The following is an 8,289-nucleotide window of genomic DNA, read 5'->3' as shown; positions in this document are numbered from 1 at the left end:
GAAAAAACCATTCAACCAAATGATGATGTAAATAAATCACAATCATCAAATGATACGTTTCCAACGGGTATGCACATTGCGGCTTACAAGAAAATTGTTGAAACAACTATTCCAGGTGTGAAGCAATTACGTGATACATTGAAGAAAAAATCTGAAGCATTTAAAAATGTGGTTAAAATTGGTAGAACCCACCTTATGGATGCTACTCCACTAACTTTAGGTCAGGAATTATCTGGTTATGTTGCTCAATTGGATCATGGTATTAAAGCCCTAGAAAACACCTTATCTCATTTAAGTGAATTAGCACTAGGAGGAACAGCCGTAGGAACTGGTTTAAACACGCCAAAAGGATATAGCAAACGTGTTGCTGAATATATTGCAGAATTTACTGGGTTACCATTTATAACTGCTCCTAATAAATTTGAAGCTTTAGCGGCACATGATGCTTTAGTTGAAACTCATGGTGCATTAAAACAATTGGCAGTATCATTAAATAAAATTGCTAATGACATTAGAATGATGGCTTCTGGCCCACGTTCTGGAATTGGTGAAATCATTATCCCAGCAAACGAACCTGGAAGTTCCATTATGCCAGGAAAAGTGAACCCAACGCAATGTGAAGCTTTAACTATGGTATGTGCTCAGGTTATGGGTAACGATGTAGCTGTTTCTGTTGGTGGTATGCAAGGGCATTATGAATTAAACGTTTTTAAACCTGTTATGGCTGCCAACGTATTACAATCTGCTCAGCTAATTGGAGATGCTTGTGTTAGTTTTGATGAAAACTGTGCGATTGGTATTGAGCCAAACCAAGAGGTTATCACAAAACTTCTTAACAATTCGTTGATGCTCGTAACGGCACTAAACACTAAAATTGGGTATTACAAATCTGCTGAAATTGCTAATACCGCACATAAAAACGGAACAACATTAAAGGAAGAAGCTATAAACTTAGGCTATGTTACTGCTGAAGACTATGATGCTTGGGTAAAACCAGAAGATATGGTTGGAAGTCTTAAATAAGGCTTAACTAAAATAGTGTATAAATAAAAAGACAGGTAAAGTAAATTTGCCTGTCTTTTTGGTTGGTTAGTTATCAATCCTTAGTAAATTGTAATCCACAAGGAAATCGAGCCAAATATATAACTAACACTTCTTTTTAAAATTAACATATGTTAAATTAAAAATATAAAAAACTCGATTTTGCTTATATTTTATCTGTTAGAAATAAAAACTTACAAAAAGTTTCAACTTCTTTATTTATTTTTTTCACTTTTAATCTTATTTCTAATTCTACTTAATTGAACTGGAGTAATGCCTAAATATGATGCAATTTGATACTGTGGAACAAGTTCATCTATATTAGGCGTTTTTTTCTGTAGTGCTATATATCTCTCTGTGGCATTCATAGTAATAAGCTCTACCAGTCGTTCTTCATTTGATATATAAATCTGTTCCAAAACCCGGCTATACAAATTACTGATTTGTATATCCTTTTTACATAATTCAATTATGTCTGAAAAGTCAGCCTCATAAAGGACACAATCAGTTAATGCTTCGTATGATAATTTTGAAGTTTGTTTTTTTATTAAGGCAGTTAAAGAGCCCGCGAAACAATATGGCATAAAAAAGTTTTTATTATACTCTTTTCCGCTTTCAGAACTTAAATAAGCTCGCATCATTCCAGAAACTAGTATATAAGCTTTGGTAGAAATTTCACCAGGTTTTGCTATAAAATCACCTGATTTAAGATTCTTGTATGTCATAATTTTCTCGATTTTTTGGTATGTTTCTTCTGAAACATCTAAAAACGAGTTTAGAAATTCTAAGTTAGGGTTCATACTATTTACCTTATTTAACATTTTCATATTCGTTTGCGCGAAAATGATTATGCTTGAAAAAGCAGGTTGGTTGGTAAAACTTTTTCAATTAGTTAATAATACTTTGTTGCGGCAAAATTAATACTTTTTCATAGTTGTTAATTACTTTATCTATAATTTGCAATTATATTTGTTTACCTGCTCGTTAAAATGCATCTGCTGTTTTTAATCGATAAAAAATTCATAGTTTTACTAACAAATTTGTTCACATGTCTATGCTAATAATCAACATCAAAGAACTTCTGCAGGTAAGAAATCAAAATATATTTAAGGTTTCAGGTGCAGAAATGAAACATTTACCAACCCTTAAAAATGCTTTTCTATTAATTGAGGATGATAAAATTGTTGATTATGGCACCATGGATAAATGCATTCATAATCAAGCAAAAACCATTATTGATGCCACTAATAAATTGGTATTACCTGCATGGTGCGATTCTCACTCACATATTGTGTATGCAGGAAATAGAGAACAAGAATTTGTTGATCGAATAAATGGTCTAAGTTATACGGAAATTGCTAATCGTGGTGGAGGCATTTTAAACTCTGCAAATACACTTCAAAATACTTCAGAAGAAGAATTATACCAACAATCTATTAAGCGTGTTAAACAAGTTATGAAACTTGGCACAGGCGCTTTAGAGATTAAATCTGGCTATGGTCTTACTGTTGCGTCTGAATTAAAAATGCTACGTGTTATAAGACGTATTAAAGATAACTATCCCATAAAAGTTAAAGCAACATTTTTAGGTGCACATGCCTTTCCAAACGAATATATAAATAACAAAAAAGGCTATATAGATGTAATTATTAATGAGATGCTTCCAAAAATAGCAAATGAGAACTTAGCTGATTATATAGACGTGTTTTGTGAAAAAGGCTATTTTTCGTTGGCTGATACCGAAGCTATACTTTCCGCAGGAAAGCAATATGGTTTAATTCCAAAAATACATGTTAATCAATTTAATGCTTTTGGTGGTGTAGCGCTTGGGGTAAAACATAAAGCGCTATCCGTGGATCATTTAGAAGAATTAAATCAAGAAGATATTGATGCATTAAAAGGAAGTGAAACCATGCCTGTGGCACTTCCCTCCTGTTCATTCTTTTTAAGTATTCCATACACACCAGCAAGGCAAATAATGGATTCCGGTTTGCCCTTAGCTTTGGCTACTGATTATAATCCAGGTTCTACTCCTAGTGGTAATATGAATTTTGTGGTAAGTACAGCTTGTATTAAAATGAAAATGACACCAGAGGAAGCCATTAATGCAGCAACATTAAATGGTGCTTATGCCATGGGAATTTCAGATAATTACGGTAGCATCACTAAGGGAAAAAAGGCCAATGTAATTATTACAAACCCAATACCAAGCTATAATTATTTGCCTTATTCCTTCGGTGAAAACAATATAGAAACAGTCATAATAAACGGAACTATTATAAAGTAAAAAACCCCAAACGTTATGTTTGAGGCTTTTTATATTTAAGTGTTCAATGGATTTATTTTAAAGTAAACTCTGAAGTAGACACTAAGTCTTTTGCGTTAAAAACGTTTACAATATAACGTCCTTTTTCAAAATCAGATTTAGATGTTACAAACTCACAAATATTAAGACTTGCGTTTTCATAATTAAATTTGCTAATAGTGCTATAATTTAAAGTTTTCTCACCAAAAGTAACTTGCTCATTTAATCCTAAAGTATTGTTTTTAGGGTCAATTACTTGAACATATAATTCTTCGTCACCAGCTTGTACTAACGAGTTTTTTGCAACTGTAAAACAAACTCTAATTTTATCTGCTCTACTAGCTCTTTCAGTAGGAATTAATTTTCCAGAAGTTCTTTCAATTACTCCAAATCCTTTTAAGCCAACAGTATTTAAAATTGCTGCGTTAGACATAACTTCTGCCAAAGCATTGTTTTGAACTAATAAAGAATCTGTAAAAACAGTACGCTCTTCTAAACGAACACGTGTACTATCCAAAGATGTTGCTAAATAAGAATTCTCAACTCTTAATGAATCATTTTGAGCTAATAATACATCCATTTCTTTTTGAAGTGAAGCATATTTGTTTTTATATCTCCATAAACTTTTTACGTTAGTTTCAGAAATTTTTAAAGAATCGATTAATCCTTGAATACGGCCTCTAGCTTCAATTAAATTTGAGTTTGCTACTTCATTTTCTCCAATAGCATCATCATATTGTTTTGCCATGGCGTTTAAATCATTCATTACTAACTGCTTTTCTTCAGTTAATTCATTTTGTACTTTTTTGCTGCTGTTATACAAGTTCATTGTATAAAATCCTGTAGCTAAAAATAAAACCAATGCAATCCCTAATCCTACTTTAAGCCCTGTGTTACTTTTGTTGTTTTCCATAATTACTTGTTTTAATGTTGTTAAGGTTAATTAATTTTTGTTGTAATTTTAATTGTTAGTTTTAATGCTTTAAATAAATAATGATGTATTTTTATTTTTCAAAATTCATCTAATTTATGGATAAACTAGTTTTATTTAACAATAATTCACTTAAAAAATTATTAGACAAACGTACTGGTGAATCCAAATTCGGTCAACACATTCAAATATTAACCGGCATTTCTAACATATACGAACAACTTTCAAGTTTAGATGTTACGCATGTAATTTTAGGGATTCCAGAAGATGTTGGTGTATTTGCAAATTACGGAAAAACAGGAACATCAAAGGCTTGGGATGCCACCCTTAAAGTTTTGTTAAACATTCAAAGTAATGAGTTTACAAGGGCTAACAAGGTTTTAATATTAGGGCATTTCGATTTTTCAGAAGCTCAATTAGCTATTTCAAACTTAAATCCATCCGTAAAAAAAGATATAAAAAGTGCTAGAAAAATTGTTTCGGAGATTGATGATTATGTCACGCACATTATCCATCAAATTATTTTAGCTGGAAAAAAACCAATTATAATTGGTGGCGGACATAACAATGCTTACGGGAATATAAAAGGAGCTTCACTAGCTTTCGGAAAACCTGTTAACGTGTTAAATATTGATGCCCATTCCGATTTTAGAAATGAAGAAGGTCGCCACAGCGGAAATGGATTTAGTTATGCTTTCGCAGAAGGGTTTCTTGGGAGTTACTTTATTTTTGGTTTACATGAAAATTATACTCCTGATAATATTTTTAAAATATTAGACAAATCAAAATCTATTAAATACAATACGTTTGATGCCTTGGAAGTGCGAAAGGAACTTAAATTAAAACATGAAATAGAACGCGCATTAACTCATATTTCTGACAGTAATTTTGGAATTGAAATTGACTGTGATGCTATTGAAAACATACCAAGTAGCGCCATGACACCGAGTGGTTTTAGCGTTAATAAAACCAGGCAACTACTTAATCAATTCGCTAAGCATAAAAATGCAACCTATTTGCATATTTGTGAGGCAGCTCCAACAAAAAAATCGGCTACTCAAGTTGGTAAACTAATTACTTATTTAATAACAGATTTTATAAAAGCTTCTCGTGTTTGAAATTATTGCTTTCGAAAAACAATATGCCAAGGAATTCTATGCGTTAAATATTGAATGGTTACAAACCTTTTTTTATGTAGAACCTTATGATGAAGAGGTTTTAAGTAAACCAGAAACCTACATTATTAATAAGGAGGGGCACATATTTTTTGCAAAACTTGATAATACTATTGTTGGTACTGTGGCTTTAATGCCATTGGGCAAAAATGGTGCTTTCGAACTAACTAAAATGGCAGTTTCGCCAATACTTCGTGGGCATAAAATTGGACAAAAACTAATGCAACATTGTATTGATTTTGCAAAAAAAGAAGCTATGCCAAAGCTCATCATTTATTCTAGCAGAAAGCTTGAAAACGCCATATATATTTATAGAAAATATGGTTTTATTGAAATTCCTGTGGAAGCCAATTGCCCTTATAAGCGTTGTAATATTAAAATGGAGTTGGTGTTTTAATTCCCAACTGCCTTCAAAGAATCTATCTTACCCTGTAATCTCGCAATTTCTTCAGCTTTTTTATCAACTTGAGGAATAAAACTAATGGAATCTTTTACCGTCTCAGGTAAATCAATCACTTTAGTTTCTTCGGCATAATAATAGCCAATTTTTTCGCTAGAACGCCATGCTTCGTTTAGTTGGTCGTAAACCGTTTTATCCCATTGGCTTGGGTGTTTCACATCTATCCAAACCACATCGCGATATTCACTATCAATCAAGGCTAAATCTGGTGTTGCAGAGCCATCAAAATTATCTGAACCTTCACGAATTGCAGAAATGGTTCCTAAGAAAAACAAACGTTTTCTACCTGCAATATCTTTTATGTATGGTCTGAATTCAACAGGCTTATTTACCGACCAATCAAATTCTTTCCGCGATTCTATTACCTTTAAAGGCATAGCGGAAACGCCTGCATAGCCTTGTTTTTTTGATGCATGATCGTAAAAATAAAATTTATCGCTTCCATCGGCTGGTATAAATACGCTGTATGTTAAACTTGTGCGCGCATCGCCTACAGGTTCTAGTCCAAACCAATGATACAAACCGCTATAAGCTCCTGTATTAGTGTCAGAAAAATCAAAATCAGTTACAAAAGGTTGTTGGTTTTGGTCGTCTGGAAGGTTAGGAATTTTTACTGCTGTTTCCATATTCCAAGGTAATGGATCACTAAATCCACCCAAAAATTTTAAGGATTCTGCTTGCAAACGCGATACTTTTTCAGCTAGGGTATTTTGTCCAATTAAATATGGATAATTCTTCATGTTCTCAGGACTAATATACTTCCCTTTTCCAATTAAAATACGCTCGATATAATCATTTAAATTATGCTCACCACTATCAATAACCATAACACCTCCAAATGTTGGATATGGAAATAAGAACCCTTTCCATTTTATTAAACTCACAACTTCAACCCATTTGTCTGAATCATTTTTCATGTAATAAGTATCACTTGGCTCCATTGTGAATAATTGGAAGAAGTTGAAACGTTGAACTACAGCATTATAAGTGTTTCTACTAAACTTTAAAGATTCCCCGATAGAAAACGTTACTGGAATTCTATTTTCACTTGAAAACCTTGGAAATGGTGTGGTGCTTGAAACTGCAAAAACTTCTTCGGTATTATCAGTCATTCCTTGCCACATATACTTTTCGGTAGGTTGAATTGCCATGGTCCATTTGTTTTCATTACCAATTCTTACCAAATGTGGAAGCGAAACATCTTTGGTTTCTCCCACGCTTTCATTAGCCATAGAAAACACATTACGTAATGGCTGAATACGTTCATTTTGTGTTAGCGGTAATTCATTTATTTCAACTTTATTTAAATGATTGAAAACATTATACGTTTTCATGTAATCATACATTTTAAAATGCCAACCTACAACATAAAGAATCCCGAAGAAAACAACTAATAATGCTAGCATACCCAATCGGCCACCTGTACTAGCAGATTTTCGAAATTTTCTTAAACCTAAAAACAATATGATGCCACTAAGTAGTATGATGAAAATGAATTTTCGAACAAATAATAATGCAGGTTGATAATCATCACGTAAAACGAACAACGCTATAAGCAGAATTATAGCTACAATAATGGTTATTGTTTTTTGCTTTTTTCCTTTATTCCAGTATGCTTTTATCATTTGTTTACCCTTTATAAATTTTTTTTAAAATGAATTCAATTTTCTCCATGTTTTTTCACGTGCTTGATACTAAGCATCATGGCGACAATCATTAGCAATGGAGTGAAAATATGAATAAGACTCTTCCAACCAAATTTAGCATCAAAATCAAAAATGAATAATTCAATAATTATTAGTATTGAAAATAAAACAATTAACGTGTATCTAAATTTATTTTTCATATTACATTAAGCCTTTATCTTTTAAACGTTCTCTGGCACTCTTCTCTTCTACTTTTGGCACTTCTTTAGTTTTTTCGATAACATCTTTAGCATCTTTAGTTTTTAAATCTTCAATAAAGTCTTTTCCTTTTTCAATGGTATCATGAACCATATCTTCAATAGAATCACTTTTTTCATCAATAACTTCGCTTGATTTAAAAATGAAATTAGCCAAATATGTTCCTGCTAAAGTACCAACAATCATGGATGCAAAAATGGAAATGGTTGCAATATCAATAGGAATTAAAAATCGAACTATCACGATTCCTATTAAAAACAAGAACCCAACAAAAACTAAACGCAGTAAAAAAGTTTGTTGATAAACAAATCCCGTTTTGTCTTGAGGTTTCATTTGAAGTTCTTTTGAATTTATCATTTTATTAAAAAAACGATAAAGTCCATTTCCTTTGGATTCTCTCCAATACATGAAGATTCCGAATAAAATGGCTCCTATGAATACGATGAGTTCTAGTGTCATAATCTTTTATTTTG

The 8,289-nt window shown here is 32.1% G+C and carries 9 protein-coding genes; 4 read left to right on the top strand and 5 right to left on the bottom strand.

Annotated elements, in window-relative coordinates; genetic code table 11:
• A partial coding sequence (locus tag WBN21_RS08250) for a class II fumarate hydratase (RefSeq protein ID WP_424199226.1) occupies positions 1-1,023 on the top strand: 1,023 nt, incomplete at its 5' end.
• 233 nt (positions 1,024-1,256) lie between these two features.
• On the opposite strand, the gene WBN21_RS08245 is transcribed toward WBN21_RS08250, so the two are convergent.
• On the bottom strand, positions 1,257-1,841 hold the full coding sequence (locus WBN21_RS08245; RefSeq protein ID WP_424199224.1) for a Crp/Fnr family transcriptional regulator: 585 nt from the start codon (positions 1,839-1,841) through the stop codon (positions 1,257-1,259).
• Between the two features lie 248 nt (positions 1,842-2,089).
• Here WBN21_RS08245 and hutI point away from each other — a divergent pair, with 248 nt between their 5' ends.
• A complete protein-coding gene (gene hutI, locus WBN21_RS08240; RefSeq protein WP_424199222.1) occupies positions 2,090-3,328 on the top strand; it encodes an imidazolonepropionase in 1,239 nt (412 codons plus the stop codon).
• Positions 3,329-3,380: 52 nt separating this feature from the next.
• On the opposite strand, the gene WBN21_RS08235 is transcribed toward hutI, so the two are convergent.
• Entirely contained in the window at positions 3,381-4,259 is an 879-nt protein-coding gene (locus tag WBN21_RS08235; RefSeq protein ID WP_424199220.1) for a chromosome partitioning protein ParA, read from the bottom strand.
• 116 nt (positions 4,260-4,375) lie between these two features.
• Between WBN21_RS08235 and WBN21_RS08230 the strand changes: the two genes are divergently transcribed.
• Positions 4,376-5,395 (top strand): formimidoylglutamase, encoded by a 1,020-nt coding sequence (locus tag WBN21_RS08230; protein WP_424199218.1) that lies wholly within the window; start codon positions 4,376-4,378, stop codon positions 5,393-5,395.
• A complete protein-coding gene (locus WBN21_RS08225) occupies positions 5,388-5,849 on the top strand; it encodes a GNAT family N-acetyltransferase (protein WP_424199217.1) in 462 nt (153 codons plus the stop codon). Before WBN21_RS08230 ends, WBN21_RS08225 begins: the two co-directional genes overlap by 8 nt.
• Here WBN21_RS08225 and WBN21_RS08220 read toward each other — a convergent pair.
• From WBN21_RS08220 to WBN21_RS08210, 3 genes are read right to left on the bottom strand one after another with little or no spacing between them, the layout of a single operon-like run.
• Positions 5,846-7,537 (bottom strand): hypothetical protein, encoded by a 1,692-nt coding sequence (locus tag WBN21_RS08220; RefSeq protein ID WP_424199215.1) that lies wholly within the window; start codon positions 7,535-7,537, stop codon positions 5,846-5,848. The genes WBN21_RS08225 and WBN21_RS08220 overlap by 4 nt on opposite strands.
• Positions 7,538-7,572: 35 nt before the next feature.
• Positions 7,573-7,758 (bottom strand): hypothetical protein, encoded by a 186-nt coding sequence (locus WBN21_RS08215; protein WP_424199213.1) that lies wholly within the window; start codon positions 7,756-7,758, stop codon positions 7,573-7,575.
• 1 nt (position 7,759) lies between these two features.
• Positions 7,760-8,275: a hypothetical protein gene (locus WBN21_RS08210; RefSeq protein ID WP_424199211.1), complete on the bottom strand. Its 516-nt coding sequence runs from the start codon at positions 8,273-8,275 to the stop codon at positions 7,760-7,762.
• Positions 8,276-8,289 lie beyond the last annotated feature (14 nt).

The organism is Algibacter sp., assembly GCF_049667265.1.
In the GTDB taxonomy this organism is placed as follows: Bacteria; Bacteroidota; Bacteroidia; order Flavobacteriales; family Flavobacteriaceae; genus Algibacter_B.
This window is presented reverse-complemented; position numbering and strand designations above follow the sequence as displayed.